1 protein-coding gene and 1 rRNA gene are annotated in these 276 nt (G+C 53.6%); one reads left to right on the top strand and one right to left on the bottom strand.

Annotation, left to right across the window (positions count from 1 at the left end; genetic code table 11):
* A partial coding sequence (locus tag ACRQ1B_RS29215; RefSeq protein ID WP_432297846.1) for a hypothetical protein occupies positions 1 to 181 on the top strand: 181 nt, incomplete at its 5' end.
* On the opposite strand, the gene ACRQ1B_RS29210 is transcribed toward ACRQ1B_RS29215, so the two are convergent.
* Positions 182 to 276: ribosomal RNA gene (locus tag ACRQ1B_RS29210) — 16S ribosomal RNA — on the bottom strand; the annotation flags it as partial.

Raw genomic sequence — 276 nt, 5'->3', positions numbered from 1 at the left:
AAACGTAGTCGGCGGCACTTCGCCATACCATCCGGCTGCATCGAAGCAGCTCCGTGGCGTATTGCGTTTCGATGGTCACCTGACTGGTGCCATCTATTGTTCTAAAAAGTACGGGAAGGTTCATCCTGTTCAAGACATTTCTGCCAAGTCAGGCGTCTTACCAATTCCACAACTTCCTTAGAAAGGAGGTGATCCAGCCGCAGGTTCCCCTACGGCTACCTTGTTACGACTTCACCCCAGTCGCTGACCCTACCGTGGTTAGCTGCCTCCTTGCGG

It is taken from the genome of Endobacterium panacihumi, from assembly GCF_050847465.1.
Lineage (GTDB): Bacteria > Pseudomonadota > Alphaproteobacteria > Rhizobiales > Rhizobiaceae > Neorhizobium > Neorhizobium panacihumi.
The sequence above is the reverse complement of the archived record's forward strand: the minus strand, read 5'-3'. Positions and strand labels throughout refer to the sequence as shown.